General features: G+C 60.6%; 13 protein-coding genes and 1 pseudogene. 1 reads left to right on the top strand and 13 read right to left on the bottom strand.

Features of this window, described 5'->3' with window-relative positions:
• Nucleotides 1-87: 87 nt before the first annotated feature.
• The 5 genes from hemW to Q0H50_RS05065 form a co-directional block, all read right to left on the bottom strand.
• Complete coding sequence (gene hemW, locus Q0H50_RS05085) at nt 88-1,194, bottom strand: radical SAM family heme chaperone HemW (protein ID WP_294420030.1); 1,107 nt, start codon at nt 1,192-1,194, stop codon at nt 88-90.
• On the bottom strand, nt 1,187-2,158 hold the full coding sequence (dusB, locus tag Q0H50_RS05080; RefSeq protein WP_294420004.1) for a tRNA dihydrouridine synthase DusB: 972 nt from the start codon (nt 2,156-2,158) through the stop codon (nt 1,187-1,189). Before dusB ends, hemW begins: the two co-directional genes overlap by 8 nt.
• A gap of 9 nt (nt 2,159-2,167) precedes the next feature.
• Nucleotides 2,168-2,362, bottom strand: coding sequence for a hypothetical protein (locus Q0H50_RS05075; RefSeq protein ID WP_294419998.1), 195 nt, complete (start codon nt 2,360-2,362; stop codon nt 2,168-2,170).
• A 15-nt stretch (nt 2,363-2,377) separates the two neighbouring features.
• The gene (gene lepA, locus Q0H50_RS05070) at nt 2,378-4,180 is read right to left on the bottom strand and encodes a translation elongation factor 4 (RefSeq protein ID WP_294419996.1); all 1,803 of its coding nucleotides are present in this window, start codon (nt 4,178-4,180) and stop codon (nt 2,378-2,380) included.
• A 162-nt stretch (nt 4,181-4,342) separates the two neighbouring features.
• The gene (locus tag Q0H50_RS05065; RefSeq protein ID WP_294419993.1) at nt 4,343-4,771 is read right to left on the bottom strand and encodes a hypothetical protein; all 429 of its coding nucleotides are present in this window, start codon (nt 4,769-4,771) and stop codon (nt 4,343-4,345) included.
• 371 nt (nt 4,772-5,142) lie between these two features.
• Between Q0H50_RS05065 and rpsT the strand changes: the two are divergent.
• Nucleotides 5,143-5,400: pseudogene (gene rpsT, locus Q0H50_RS05060) on the top strand (30S ribosomal protein S20); the annotation flags it as partial.
• A 512-nt stretch (nt 5,401-5,912) separates the two neighbouring features.
• Here rpsT and holA read toward each other — a convergent pair.
• The 8 genes from holA to Q0H50_RS05020 form a co-directional block, all read right to left on the bottom strand.
• Nucleotides 5,913-6,890, bottom strand: coding sequence for a DNA polymerase III subunit delta (holA, locus tag Q0H50_RS05055; protein WP_294419990.1), 978 nt, complete (start codon nt 6,888-6,890; stop codon nt 5,913-5,915).
• A gap of 9 nt (nt 6,891-6,899) precedes the next feature.
• Nucleotides 6,900-9,026 carry a DNA internalization-related competence protein ComEC/Rec2 gene (locus Q0H50_RS05050; RefSeq protein ID WP_294419987.1) on the bottom strand — a complete coding sequence of 709 codons (2,127 nt, stop codon included), beginning with the start codon at nt 9,024-9,026 and terminating at the stop codon, nt 6,900-6,902.
• A 263-nt stretch (nt 9,027-9,289) separates the two neighbouring features.
• Nucleotides 9,290-9,970, bottom strand: coding sequence for a ComEA family DNA-binding protein (locus Q0H50_RS05045; protein ID WP_294419986.1), 681 nt, complete (start codon nt 9,968-9,970; stop codon nt 9,290-9,292).
• A 201-nt stretch (nt 9,971-10,171) separates the two neighbouring features.
• Nucleotides 10,172-11,389, bottom strand: a complete 1,218-nt coding sequence (gene thiI, locus Q0H50_RS05040) for a tRNA uracil 4-sulfurtransferase ThiI (protein ID WP_294419984.1) — start codon at nt 11,387-11,389, stop codon at nt 10,172-10,174.
• A gap of 175 nt (nt 11,390-11,564) precedes the next feature.
• Nucleotides 11,565-11,825, bottom strand: coding sequence for a DNA-directed RNA polymerase subunit omega (locus tag Q0H50_RS05035; protein ID WP_042434108.1), 261 nt, complete (start codon nt 11,823-11,825; stop codon nt 11,565-11,567).
• Nucleotides 11,826-11,832: 7 nt separating this feature from the next.
• Nucleotides 11,833-12,405 (bottom strand): guanylate kinase, encoded by a 573-nt coding sequence (gmk, locus tag Q0H50_RS05030; RefSeq protein ID WP_294419982.1) that lies wholly within the window; start codon nt 12,403-12,405, stop codon nt 11,833-11,835.
• 3 nt (nt 12,406-12,408) lie between these two features.
• Nucleotides 12,409-12,717, bottom strand: coding sequence for an integration host factor, actinobacterial type (mihF, locus tag Q0H50_RS05025; RefSeq protein WP_042434102.1), 309 nt, complete (start codon nt 12,715-12,717; stop codon nt 12,409-12,411).
• A gap of 215 nt (nt 12,718-12,932) precedes the next feature.
• On the bottom strand, nt 12,933-13,364 hold a 432-nt coding region (locus Q0H50_RS05020), incomplete at its 5' end, for an orotidine 5'-phosphate decarboxylase / HUMPS family protein (protein WP_294419980.1).

Below are 13,364 nucleotides of genomic sequence, written 5' to 3'. Positions count from 1 at the left end.
GTATAAGCTATTTCGTAACAGCTAATATTAGCAGCGTGGTGGTTGGAGTGCTAAAGATTGCACCGAATCGTAAGAAACGGACACTCCCTACGCCAAATCGAACAGCGCGCCGTAGAGCTGGTTGCCGCACAACCACCCGCGTTCGGTAGGGCGCCAACGACCGTCGACATGCTCGCACAGCCCCTGTTCGACAAGAGCATCGAGCGTCTCCGAGGTTTTCGGAAGAAGTTGCGATGCACGCTGCACCAGGTCATCGGAAATACCGCGCGACATGCGCATGCCCAGCATCATATCCTCGGCAACCATTTCCCCAGCGTCGAGGTCATCGGTGACCTGCCCATCTTGCACGCGCATACGGCGCTCGGCGTTCTGCGTCATGCTGGCCGCGCTACGCCCAAGGCCCAGGTAGGGAATGCCAGTCCAATACGCGATGTTGTGACGGCACTCGAAACCGGGTTTCGCATAGCTTGCCACTTCATAGCGATGGAAGCCGGCCTGCGAGAAGATGCGAGCCGCCGCCTGCATATGCTCTGCCTCGACATCGTCATCAGGTTCGGGAAGCTCCCCGGATAAGACCATGGCGTCGAAGGGCGTATGGGGTTCGATGGTGAGCGGGTACACGCTGATATGCGAGACCCCGCATTCGATGGCCGTTCGAACGCTGTCTTCGAACGATTCGATGCTCTGACCGGGTATTCCGCACATCAGATCGACGCTGACGTTGTCGAACCTCTCCCGTGCGCAGGCGACAGCCTGCTTCGCCCCTTGCGCATCATGGGCGCGTCCCAAAATGCCGAGGACCTTATCATCGAAGCTTTGGACGCCGATGGAAAGCCTGTTGACGCCCAGCGCCCAGATATCGCGGACCATTGCCGAGGTCAGGCTTTCGGGGTTCGCCTCCATGGTGCATTCCACATCGGGTTCCAAACGCATGGAAAGCCCCAGGGTATAAAGCAGCATGGACAGGCGCGGCATGCCCACATGAGAAGGGGTACCGCCGCCAAGATACACCGTCGAGACGCTTCCCAACTCGCCTTCTTTCGACTTGCGTCGGATCTGCAGGCACAGGTCTTCCACGTATTCGTCGATGTGCGGGCTTTCGGCAGGCACGGCAGCGGTAGCGAAGTCGCAGTAGCTGCACCGCTTCACGCAAAACGGCAGATGCAGGTACAGCGCGCGATAGGGATCATGCATGGTTTCCCGCAATCTCAAGCAGCTCGTCGAACACGGCATCGAAATCATCGAGGCCCACGCAGGCATTGATCTTCCCACGTGCCGCGGCGGCCCCGGGAAGGCCCGTCATATACCACATGGCGTGCTTGCGCATGCGCACGATGTTGCGCCCTTCGCGCTGCGCGAGCAGCCGCGCATGGCGACGGGCCATGGCGATGCGCTGCTCCACAGTGGGCGCACCAGGCTCGGGCAAACCCGCAAGCGCAGCTGCGGCCTGGGAGAATATCCACGGATTGCCCTCGGCGGCACGCGCGATCATAACTGCATCGCAACCGGTCTCGCGGGTGATGGCCACGGCATCGGCTCCGCATTTCACGTCGCCGTTGCCTACCACGGGCACATCTACCGCCTGCTTGACGCGAGCGACGACGCCCCAGTCGGCGCTTCCCCGGTACAGCTGCTCGGCATAGCGTCCGTGCACCGCGACAGCGGCGGCTCCAGCCTCCTGCATGCTCACCGCGAATTCGGGGGCGGTTTCGCACCCCATGGCCCAACCGCGGCGGAACTTAACCGTGACGGGATGTTCTACCGCCCGGCTTACCGCCGACACGATGGAGGCGGCCAGGTCGGGGTCGCGCATGAGCGCGCTGCCGTCGCCTTTCGTGACGATCTTGCGCGCGGGGCATCCCATGTTGATATCGATATAGGCAAGCTTGTCGCCCATGACCTGCTCGATCCAAACAGCTTGGGAGGCCATGGTGTCGGGCTCGTGGCCGAACAGCTGCACGGCCACCATGTCCTCGCCTTGCGCAAGGTCGAGCAGGTGGCGCGTCTTCTCGTTGGCATACGACAGGCCCTTAGCCGAAACCATCTCGGTATAGGTCAGATCGGCGCCCTGCTCGCGGCACAGCGTGCGAAAAGCCATGTCCGACACGCCGGCCATAGGCGCCAGCAGCAGACGATGGCGATCGAAGAAATCGTACATGCGCCCGCCTTACATTGCAGACAGGATGCTCACGCCGGAAACCAACGTGAAGCCGAGCAGCACGATAAGCGCGAGCACCACCACGATGCAGCCCACGCCAGCGGCCTTCGTGCCGCCCCGCTGCGCACGCTCGAGCTCTTCGCGAGCCTTCTTGTCGTCGAAGGCGTCGTCCAACCAGTTGTATTCGTTGCGTTTTGCGCTCATATTCCGCAACAGCCCCTAATCGTCGACCTTCAGGATAGCCATGAACGCCTCTTGCGGCACCTCGACGTTGCCGATGGCCTTCATGCGCTTCTTGCCCTGCTTCTGCTTCTCGAGCAGCTTGCGCTTACGGCTGATGTCGCCGCCATAGCACTTCGCAAGCACGTCCTTGCGCTTGGCCTTCACGGTCTCGCGCGCGAGCACGCGCCCGCCGATGGCTGCCTGGATGGGAACCTCGAACATCTGGCGAGGGATGATCTCCTTGAGCTTTTCGGTGAGCACGCGTCCGCGGTCGTAGGCCTTATCGCGATGCACGATGAAGCTGAGCGCGTCGATGGGCTTGCCGGAAAGCAGGATATCGAGCTTGACCAGGTTCGACGGCTTGTACCCGTCGAAGTCGTAATCAAGGCTGGCATAGCCTTTGGTGTTGGACTTCAGCTTGTCGAAGTAGTCCATGATCAGCTCGGACAGCGGAATCTCCCACAGCATTTCCACCGTATGCTGCGACAGGTAGTTCATGGTGACGAACGTGCCGCGACGCGCCACGGTCAGGTCCATGACCGCGCCGACGTAATCGGGCGGGATGAGGATCTTCGCTTTCAGATAAGGCTCCTCGATGCGCTCGATCTCGCCGGGGTCGGGCATCTCCTGCGGCGAATGCAGGCTGATCATCTCACCGCCTTGGCGGAAGACGTGGTACTCCACCGAAGGGGCGGTTGCCAGAAGATCGAGGTTGAACTCGCGCTCCAGTCGCTCCTTGACGACTTCCATATGCAGCAGGCCCAAGAAGCCCACGCGGAAGCCGAAGCCGAGCGCGTGAGATTTCTCAGGCTCCCAGATAAGCGCCGGATCGTTGAGGGACAGCTTCTCGAGAGCCTCTTTGAGCGGCTCGTACTGGTCCGAATCGATGGGGAACAAACCGGTGTAGACCATGGGCTTGGCCTCGCGATAACCCGGCAACGGCTCATCGACGCCGCCTTCAGCCAGGGTGAGCGTATCGCCCACCTTAACCTGCGAAAGGTCCTTAAGGCCAGTGACCAGGTACCCTACCTCGCCCACGCCGAGCTGCGGCAGCGGCTCCTCTGCGGGATGACGCGCACCCACCTCTTCGGCCAGGATGGTCTTGCCGCTGGCCATGAGCTTGAGCTTCTGGCCCTTGTGCATTGCGCCATCGACCACGCGCACGAGCGCCACGACGCCGCGATACGGATCGAAATAGCTGTCGAAGATGAGCGCGCGCAACGGGGCGTCAGCATCGCCTTGGGGCGCGGGGATGTTGTAGACCACGGCCTCCAGCAGGTCATGCACGCCCACGCCGGTTTTACCGCTGGCCAGCACGGCATCGTCGGCAGGGATGGCAAGGCCGTCCTCGATCTCGGCCTTGACGCGCTCGGGTTCGGCGCTGGGCAGGTCGATCTTGTTGATGAGCGGGATAATCTCAAGGTTGGCGTTCATGGCCATCATGGCGTTTGCCACCGTTTGCGCCTCGACGCCCTGGGTGGCGTCGACTACGAGCACCGCGCCTTCGCATGCTGCCAGACTGCGGCTGACCTCGTAGGTGAAGTCGACATGACCCGGCGTGTCGATGAGGTTGAACTGGTAGGTTTCCCCATCGTCGGCGGTGTAGTTCACGCGAACGGCCTGGCTTTTGATGGTGATGCCGCGCTCGCGCTCGATGTCCATGCTGTCAAGCAGCTGGGCCTGCATGTCGCGATGCGCCACAGTGCCCGTCATCTCCAACACGCGGTCGGAGAGCGTGGACTTGCCATGGTCGATATGGGCGATGATGCTGAAGTTTCGGATATGCGATGGGTCGGTCATGTGGCCTCTTGCTTTCTTGACGCCTTATTATTGCGACGGTTGCGCGACAGGCTTGCCAGGCGCGCGTCGACGCGCCGCGGACGATGCTTTCCGCCATGCAACCATGATGTTTGCATAAGCACGGATTTTACCAGCTAGCAGCGGTTCCATTCCGCCATAGCACTACAATTCCACGTCAACGGGCCCAGACCCCTCCGGTGATACCGTGACCAGCTGGGCTTTGACGGAACCCTGCCCCTGCGTGCAGAGCGCCCAGGTGCCCTCGGACAGCTGCACCTGAGCCGAACCGTCCGTCGCCTTCACCGAAGACATCTGCTCGGGAACGAACTTGGAGCCGTCTTCGGAAACGAAGATGGGTTTGCAGACCAGAACCTGCTCAGCAGAGGTTTTGACGGACACGGTTCCGCTTGATTGGACGGCGGACGCGGGAGCAGCTTCATCGAAGACCTGTTTGCCGCCCGAATGGCAGCTGGAGCAATCCTGCCCCTGATCGATGACCTCATGCTGGCCCGAGCCGCACCCGACAAGCCCGAACGTCGTTGCAAGCGCAAAGGCCATGCTCGCTGCGACGGCAACCTTCCGAACACCCATGTATAGCCCCCTTCAAGAGGAAAACCGATATCGAGTTGTGCATTGTTCTGCACAACTGCAAATCAACAGGTGCAAAACCGTGCGATATCGGCTATTCTATCTCATTGCGTATCCGGCATATGCGCGCCCTCGCAATCTACGCAGGGCATCCGCAGACAAGGCTGCATGAAGGATCATCGTGGTGCCGGGTGGCCGATTGGCTAGCTGAATGGGAAATCCTGTCCATTCCCGCATATGAACGCTGTTGCGCATTGCGCACGCAGTCATATGCCAATCAGTCACCTGTGCATCTCACCCACTCCTTCGCAGCTGCGCCGAGCGCGCAATAAGCCGAAAACGGCGAAACCACGTTAGAACGAAGGAGTTCCACCATGGCCAACATCAAGAGCCAGAAGAAGCGCAACATCACCAACGAGAAGTCCCGTCAGCGCAATCGTGCCATCAAGTCCGAGCTGAAGACCGCCATCCGCGCCGCACGCGAGGCCGTTGCCGCCGGCGACGCAACCGCTGCTTACGCCAAGGGCCTGTACGCCTGCCGTCTGCTCGACAAGGCCGTCTCCAAGGGCGTCATCCACAAGAACCAGGCTGCTAACCGCAAGTCCGGTCTGATGGCTCTGGTCAACACCATCGTCACCGACGAGGTGCGCGCCGCTTACGTCAAGCCCGAGGCCAAGAAGCAGGAGGCCACCGGCTCCAAGAAGGCTGCTCGCAAGGCTGAGAAGGCTGCCGCTTACAAGGCCGCTGCCGAGGAGAAGGCCAAGCGCGTTGCCGAGCAGCAGAAGCTCGAGGCCGCTGCCGCCGAGCGCAAGGCCAAGGAGGCCGCTGAGGCTGCTGCCGCCGAGCGCAAGGCCAAGGAGGCCGCTGAGGCTGCTGCCGCCGAGGCCGCCGCTGAGGCTGAGGCCGCTGAGGGCGAAGAGGCTGCTGAATAGCATCTCACCTGCTGGTGAACCGAGAACGGCTCCGGATTTCCGGAGCCGTTCTTTTTTTGTATATAACGCCAACCTATGTTGACGCCTTATATATTAGCCCGCGTCCAACGCGATGATCGTACGCTTGGGTCGAATCGGGCGCGCACATCCCATCCGATCAACCGAGCACTGGAGCACAAACCGATGACGCAAATCGGGCTCGATTCGCCCCGTTACCCCCGCTTCGCGGTGACGTTCACAACCCATTCGCGAAACGCCGCGTCGGGGTCGGCGCCGCTTTTCATGGCCTGCTCGGTGTCGCGTGCGGTGATAAGCGCGCGCCGCAGCTCCTGAGGAGTGAACTTACGCGCCCAAGCCGCATGGTTTTTCACGCGCCAATCGGGCTGCTTGAGCGCAGCCGCAATCCCCCGACCTTGGCCGCGGGCAGATAGGCTTTGCGCGCACATAAGCTCTCGAATGCGCGTCACGCACATGGGGAGCAGCGCATGAGGGGACACCGATTTCATACGCTGCAGGTCAAGCAGGCACTTGGCGGTATCGCGCGCCGCGAACGCGTTCACGAACTCCCAAGGCTTGACCTCGGCGGTGCGGCTGACAAGCGAGCGCACCTCCTGCTCACCGACCGCCGCGTCGCCGGAATGGGCAAGGGCCACCTTCTTGATCTCGGCGTCAAGATGAACCGTATCCTCGCCCACCAGGTTCACGAGCGCTATAGCGGCGCCCTCCGAGAATGTGACGCCATGGCCTACCGCCATGGAGCGCACGAGTTTCGGCAGGTCACGGGCCTTTGGCGGCGCACAGTCGATCACCGCGGTTTTGCCATGCTTGGCAACCGCTTTGTACAAGCGCGTGTTCTTCGCCAGCTTCTCGGCCACAAGAGCGAGCACGGTGGTCTCGCAAGGCGAATCAAGGTAGGTGACGATAGGTTCCGAGTCGGCCTTTTTAAGCTTGTCGGCCTCGCGGACCTCGACCAATCGCACCGGGGATGCGAACGGGATGGTGTTGCACGCGTTGACCACGTCGTCGCCGGTGAATTCAGCACCCTCGAACACGTCCGAGTTAAACGATAGGTCGCCCATGCTCGACAGGCGCGTGCGAAGCCGCTTCATGACGGCATCGCGTTTCAGCGCATCCTCACCGGTGATGAGGTACACGGGGAGCAGGGATTGATTGTTCTTCGAGTCAGTCATAGGGTTATTCTACCGCAGCGTGGTGACGCTGATGCGGTCTGTAGCGAATCTGCACGTCACGTCCCCGTGCTCGTCGGTGCGCAGCACTGCGCTTCCCGCCCGCTCCAGCGCATCCACCGTAGTTGCGGCAGGATGCCCGTAACGATTGCGCGCACCAACCGAGCAGAGGGAAACCTGAGGAGACAACATGGCAGCTTGATCCTCCGTTAGCGCGTTTTTCGAACCGTGATGCCCGACTTTGTATACGTCAACCCCTTCGATCAACCCGGCGGATAGCATCTGCGAGACCTCCTCATGCTCGGCATCCCCCACCAGCAAGCTTCGCCATTCGCGGTTGCCGTCGCCATCAATGTCGGTGTCAACGGTAAAACATAGGCTATCGCAATTACCTCCCTCATCTTGAAATGCGGCCGGCCACACACAGGTGAATCGGAATGCGCCGACCCGAAACGCATCGCCCTGTGATAACCCCGCAACACGCTCCTTCCCCACCAGCGATTCGGCTTGCTGGCGAAGCTTTGCGCAAGATCCACATGAGCAAGTAAGGCCATCGCGTGCAATGAGCACCCGATCAACCTGCACCACACCATCAAGCGAGCCGAGCGACGCCATATGGTCGTCGTCGGGATGCGTGATGATAAGGGCATCAAGGCGTATGATGCGATGCCGCCCCAATGCTTGGCGAAGCATTGCGTCCTGGTTGCCCGTATCGACGAGCACGGACCGCTTCCCGCTTCTAATCAAAATCGCATCGCCCTGCCCAACGTCGAGCGCGACGATCTCGCAGCCTTGCTGCAACAATGGTACGTTTACCAGCGCGAACACGAATAGGGATAAGATTCCGGTTACCGATATCAACCGGAACATCGATCGACGATTCGGCTTAGGCCACCATAACCACAATCCGCATGCGACCGTAAAACCCGCGAACAACGCAACCGAAACCGGGGCGACAATCGGAATGCTCGCATAGGGAATCGATGAGCAAGCTTGGACGGCCTTCAGAAGCAAGCAGGCGCACCCGCAAGCAAGGGAGCTTGCGAGGTTCGGAGCCGGAAGCAAAGCACACGCAACGGCTCCTACAATGCCGGCTGCGCATACCGGCCCGAACAGCGGCGCGGTAACGATATTGGCAAACGGGGCCGCCAGCGGAAGTTGGCTAAACAAGGCAGCCGAGAACGGCGTTGCGATCACCGATGACGCAAACGTCAGCGCCAATGCCTCGCGAATGAATGCGGGCACCCATCCCAAACTGTACCTAAGCCATGAATTCATGATGCCGCCGAACAGGACGATCCCAAGCGTTGCCAACACTGAGAGCGCAAATGACGATGATAGCGCCGCTTGCGCATCGAGCGCGAGCATGACGGTGATGCAGCACCCTAGCGCAGATAACGAAGACGCCCGGCGCCGAGCCGTCCACGATGTCATGCCGGCAACCGTCATCAACGCGGCACGTATGGCAGAAGCAGGCATGGCGGTAAGCGCCAGGTACGCAACGAGTAACGCGATCTGAGCGGCGATCGACACCGGTTTAGGAAATCTCAGCGCGCCCAGCAAGGATGCAACGAGCGCGGCTACGATGGATAGATGGGCGCCCGATACCGCAACCACATGCGCAAGGCCGCTCACTTGGAATTGCCGATACACGTCTTCCGGCAAATCAGCCCTCCATCCACAGGAGATAGCGGCCGCAAGTCCCCTATCGCCACGCAAGGGTTCCGTAAGCGCGCGAACAGCACGCTCCCGAAACGATAGCAGCGCGGCGCCTGGACCTTGAAGCGGCACTTGCTCGCAGGTTCTCAATTTGACGTTTGCGGCGATGCCGCGTTGCCAGCCCCACGATGCGCGATCGTCCGACAACTCGGAAATCGAGCCATATCCGCTAAACCGTTGACCATAGAACGGCACCGCATGCCCACTGGGAAAGGAAACTTTCGCCGCAAACGATCGAGCTGACCCCTCCGCTTGCACTCGCGCCATGCACGAAACGCCGAATTCGCCTTCCGAGCCATCGGATAAGACGACTACATGAAGCAGACCCTGCGACTCTGAAGCAACCTGTTGAGCAAGATGGAGCCGAACCCCCTGCACGAAGCCCAAGGTCGCACCGCAGAACAATCCTGCCACCAGCACCAGGGCAAGAAGGCATCTTCGACAACGCCAGATCAAGCATGTGCAGCACAAGCAAGCTACCGCCCCGACCGCGCACGCGACCACACATAAAACGATCGATAGCGAACGCGCGAACGCCAACGAGGCAACGCAGCCCGCCCAAACGCCAAGCGCAAATGCGAGCACCGGGGGAATCGCCGGACGCGAAGGAAACGCTGCATCATCCTCATCCGTGCGACCATCAGGGACGACTAACCCTCGAAGTAGCTCGCTTTGGGCGGCGCTCACGCGACGCAAATCGAATCCGCCAACGAAGCATACTTCTTGTCGCCGATCCCGGACACGCGCTTGAGGTCCTCGGGGCTTTTAAAAGGACCATTCGCTTGCCTATCCGCAACGATCCGCTGAGCCAATGCAGGCCCTACCCCGTTAAGCTGCTGAAGCTGCTCAGCGGTTGCCGAATTGATGTCGACTTTCCCCTGTGCCAAAGCTCCACTTGGCTGCGGGGAGTCCAATCCGAGGCCTTGCGCATCGAACGTCTCTGAAACGGCGATTTGCCGCATGCTGGGAACGATGACTTGTTCGCCATCCTTGACTTCTCGGGCAAGGTTGAGCGCATCGACGGCAGCCTCCTCGGCAAATCCACCGGCTGCTTCTATAGCCTGTTGCACGCGCGCATCGCCGGCAAGCTCGTAGAGCCCGGGATTTACAACCGATCCTCCCACGTGCACAAATATCGAGTCCGGCGCATCTTGCGAAGAGCCAGCCTGTTCGGACGTCCCCTGCGAGCCCTCAACCTTCTCGACGGTGAAGGCCGAATCCGGAGCCAGCACCGAGGCCAAGCCAATGCCGCCAGCGATCAAAACGCAGATCGCGACGGCAGTGATGCCCATCAATACGGGCAGCTTTGCTCCACCCATATGTAGCTTGGCACGAACCGAATCAGCGTACCGAACAAAATCCATACAGAGCCCCTTTCCTTGGTTTTGGAAAGCATAGCTCCGCCATCTTGCAGAACCCTTGTCGAAAAGACGAGCCCTTGTCCTGCGAACCTTGCGCAATCCGACACATGCGAGAAGGCCGCGCAAAAGCACGGCCTTCTCGCATGAATCCTCTATTGCGCCCGAGAATCGGATGCCGACCCAAGTCGGTATCCGCCGGAAACGCTATTCCTTGCGGGGCTTTTTCTTCTTGTACCCAGGGCACTTGTAATCGTGCGGCTCTGCAGCATCCGCAAGCTCGGAGACCCACTGCTCGATAGGCAGCGCGGCCTCGGCCTCAAGCACGTCCTCAAGCTGCGCATGCGTTTCGGGGTTGCGCGGCATGAACAACGTGCAGCAATCGGGGGCATCCTGAGACGAGATCTCGAAGGTGCCGACCTGCTGGGCCATATCGATGATCTCAAGCTTATCGGTGCCGATAAGCGGGCGGAACACCGGCATGTCCACCGCCGCATCGGTACAACGGATGTTATCCAAGGTCTGCGAAGCCACCTGACCAAGCGACTCGCCGGTAACGAGCGCTTTGGCTCCTTCACGATGCGCGATTTCCTGCGCAACCTTGAACATAAGGCGGCGATACATGATGACGCGCAACTGCGGCGGCACCGTCAGCGAGATCTCGCGCTGGTAGTCGCCGAACGGGACAACGTACACGCGCCCGATGCAGCCGGTCTTCTCAAGCACGTGCGCGATGTCGTCAACCAGATACTCGCTGGTATCGCTGGTTTGCGGACGGCCGGAGAAATGCACGCCGATGCACACGGCGCCGCGACGCGCCATGCGCCACGTGGCTACCGGGGAGTCGATGCCGCTTGACAGCAGGCACGCGACCTTGCCCGAGCTTCCCACCGGAAGACCGCCCACGCCGCGAACGCTGCGAGCATACACATAAGCGGCGTTTTGCACCACTTCCACGCCCACCACCACGTCGGGGTTCTTCATCTGGACCTGCTTTTCAGGATGCGCCTCGCACAACGCAGCGCCGATGATGCGGTTCATGTCCATGGAACCGACTTCGAAATCGGTATGGTTGCGTCGAGCCTGCACCTTGAAGCTGGTGAAGTCATCGACATCCGCCATAGCCGCCAAGGCCGCTTGCTCCATTTGCGCCAAGTCGCGCTCGCACTTGTACCCGGAGGAAACGCGGGCCACGCCAGGAACCTTGCGGATGAAGTCAGCGCAGCGCTTTTCCGTTTCCCAATCGGTACCCTCGCGCAAGAACACGCACAAGCGGCCGGAGATGCGATGGATGGTGACCACGTCGAAATCGGAGAGCAACGCCTCAAGGTTTTTCAAAAGGCGCATCTCGAAGGTGGAGCGATTATGCCCCTTCAACCCGATCTCGTGGTAGTGGACCAGGCAAATGCGCTGGAATTCGGTCATATGAACAGCCCTTCAAAACGTACGGTAAGCGGGTAAACGGAACAAACCCCCTGTCATTCTGCACGCCATAACGCTGCTTGCAACGCACTGAAAGCGCGGCACATGATCAGCGTAGGCAGGCGCAGAACGTCAGAGGGTTCACACGTCAAACGAAAACTGCTTGGCGTAGAAAGGTTTAGTGGTTCTCGGCGTCGATGGTTTCCGGGTCGTAGGAAACGTCGCCGCGGGCGATTTCCGAGAAAGCCATGGAAAGCGGCTTCTTGTCCGCTGCCTTGGCGATTTCAACGGCGGTTTGCAGCTGGATGGCGCGATCGCGCTGGCCGCGCATCATGTCGTTGATGTCATGGGCGCGCTTAGATGCCAGGGCGCACAGCAGGAAACGGTCGTTATCGGTTGCGTCCAGAAGGTCGGTGATCCTGGGTTCGATGATGCTCATAGGGTAGTTAACCTCGCGTTTTCTCGGCTTGTTCGTTCACGTATGAGACGAGCTGCGCAACAGCTTCGTCAAGATTATCGTTCACAAGCTGTATATCATACTCCATTTTACGGGAAAGCTCCACCCTAGCAGCCGCAAGACGCTGCTGGATGACTTCCTCGGTTTCGGTATCGCGGCCGCGAAGGCGCTGTTCGAGCACCTCCATGGAAGGCGGCTCGATGAAGATCAGGTGGGCATCGGGCACCTTATCCCTGATTTGGAACGCACCCTGCACATCGATCTCGAGGATGACCTGCTGACCTGCGGCCATATGCTCCTGGACGCTGGCGCGGGGCGTGCCGTAATGGTTCGACCCGTACACCGCCCATTCGAGCAGGCCATCGGAATCGATGAGCTGCTGGAACTGCTCCTCTGTTTTGAACTGGTAATGAACGCCGTCCACCTCGCCTGCACGGGGGTTGCGCGTGGTAGCCGAAACCGAGACCCACGCATCGGGAACCGCCTGCACAAGTCGGGCCACCAGCGTGCCTTTGCCAGCACCTGATGGCCCGGAGATGACGAACAGATTGCCGCGGCGCACTGCCTAGCCCAGACGCTCGAGAAGCGCGACCTGCTGACGCTCGCCAAGACCGCGCAGGCGGCGGCTTTCGGCGATCTGCAGCTCCTTCATGACCTTCTCAGCCTTGGCCTTGCCGTAGCCGGGAAGAGTTTCGATGAGCGTGGAGACCTTCATACGGCCGATGACCGGGTCGTCTTTCATGTCGACCACCTGGGCAAGCGTGAGCTTGCCGGCCTTGAGATCATCACGGACCTGCGCGCGCTTGATGCGAGCGGCCTTGGCCTTTTCAAGGGCCGCCTGACGATCTTCAGGGCTGAGTTGGGGAATAGCCATCAGTAATCTCCTTCGTGTAAATCAAGCGTTGTCGTGATACTAGCACGTCAACCGTCATCGACAACAACCAGTTACCCAAATCACAAAAAAGTTTCCGCAGAAAAATGGCCCTGTACCTGGGATTCTTCTGAATCTAACGCATAACCGCCCTTTTTCAGCGACAACATATTATGCACGAACGATGACGGATACGCCACGAACGCGCGAAATTCCCACTAGTCTAGCTCGGCCACGATGGCGTCGAACGCCGCGGCCGGGTCGGCGGCCTGCGTGATGGGGCGGCCGATGACGATATGCGAAGCGCCGTTATCGAAAGCCTGCTTGGGCGTGGCCACGCGGGACTGATCGCCCAGGGCGCTGCCCGCGGGACGAACGCCCGGCGTGACGATGTAGCCCTCGGGACCGAGCACCTCGCGAAGCATGGCGGCTTCCTGCGGGGACGCCACGACGCCGGAGATGCCGGAGCGCTTCGCCTGCTCGGCGAGCACGTTGACCTGCTCTGCCATGGGACGCGTGACTCCGGTGTCGGCCAAGGCGGCCTGGCTCATGGAGGTGAGCACGGTGATGCCCAAGGTGATGGGCACGTCGAAGCCGTACTCGGCGGCAGCGCGCTCGGCGCCCTTCTGCGCCGCGCTCATCATGGATAC

The organism is uncultured Senegalimassilia sp. (genome assembly GCF_934632265.1).
Classification (GTDB): Bacteria; Actinomycetota; Coriobacteriia; order Coriobacteriales; family Eggerthellaceae; genus Senegalimassilia.
The sequence above is the reverse complement of the archived record's forward strand: the minus strand, read 5'-3'. Positions and strand labels throughout refer to the sequence as shown.

Bases quoted from the DNA above. Each gene is read 5' to 3' on its own strand.
- hemW (WP_294420030.1), bottom strand. From the start codon at position 1,194: ATGCATGATCCCTATCGCGCGCTGTACCTGCATCTGCCGTTTTGCGTG.
- dusB (WP_294420004.1), bottom strand. From the start codon at position 2,158: ATGTACGATTTCTTCGATCGCCATCGTCTGCTGCTGGCGCCTATGGCC.
- Q0H50_RS05075 (WP_294419998.1), bottom strand. From the start codon at position 2,362: ATGAGCGCAAAACGCAACGAATACAACTGGTTGGACGACGCCTTCGAC.
- lepA (WP_294419996.1), bottom strand. From the start codon at position 4,180: ATGACCGACCCATCGCATATCCGAAACTTCAGCATCATCGCCCATATC.
- Q0H50_RS05065 (WP_294419993.1), bottom strand. From the start codon at position 4,771: ATGGGTGTTCGGAAGGTTGCCGTCGCAGCGAGCATGGCCTTTGCGCTT.
- holA (WP_294419990.1), bottom strand. From the start codon at position 6,890: ATGACTGACTCGAAGAACAATCAATCCCTGCTCCCCGTGTACCTCATC.
- Q0H50_RS05045 (WP_294419986.1), bottom strand. From the start codon at position 9,970: ATGGATTTTGTTCGGTACGCTGATTCGGTTCGTGCCAAGCTACATATG.
- thiI (WP_294419984.1), bottom strand. From the start codon at position 11,389: ATGACCGAATTCCAGCGCATTTGCCTGGTCCACTACCACGAGATCGGG.
- Q0H50_RS05035 (WP_042434108.1), bottom strand. From the start codon at position 11,825: ATGAGCATCATCGAACCCAGGATCACCGACCTTCTGGACGCAACCGAT.
- mihF (WP_042434102.1), bottom strand. From the start codon at position 12,717: ATGGCTATTCCCCAACTCAGCCCTGAAGATCGTCAGGCGGCCCTTGAA.